The organism is Aeromonas sanarellii, assembly GCF_000820085.1.
In the GTDB taxonomy this organism is placed as follows: domain Bacteria; phylum Pseudomonadota; class Gammaproteobacteria; order Enterobacterales; family Aeromonadaceae; genus Aeromonas; species Aeromonas sanarellii.
Genome location: NZ_CDBN01000088.1, coordinates 15,950 through 16,248, shown reverse-complemented (window position 1 = coordinate 16,248; position 299 = coordinate 15,950). Strand labels below are relative to the sequence as shown.

The window sequence follows — 299 nt, the reverse complement described above, 5'->3', positions numbered from 1 at the left end:
AGCCCACCCCCACCCAGTGCCCCTGCTGCCAGGCCAGCATGGCCAGAGTCGACCCCAGGGTGCCTCCCAGAAACATGCCGGTCATGAAGAGGGTGTTGACTCGCCCCCTCGCCTCGGCCCTGAGGCCATAGATCCGCTGCTGATGGGCGACCAGTGCGCTCTGTACCCCGAGATCCAGCAGGATGACTCCGCACGCCAACCCGGCCAGGGAGATCCAGGCCTCGAAACAGACCCAGGCCAGCGCCACCAGCACGGCTCCTCCCAGCACCACGGGCCTGGCCCCCAGGCTGTCCGCCAGC

The 299-nt window shown here is 68.9% G+C and carries 1 pseudogene; it reads right to left on the bottom strand.

Annotation, left to right across the window (positions count from 1 at the left end):
• Window positions 1–299 (bottom strand): annotated as a pseudogene (locus BN1132_RS20135) (MFS transporter); the annotation flags it as partial.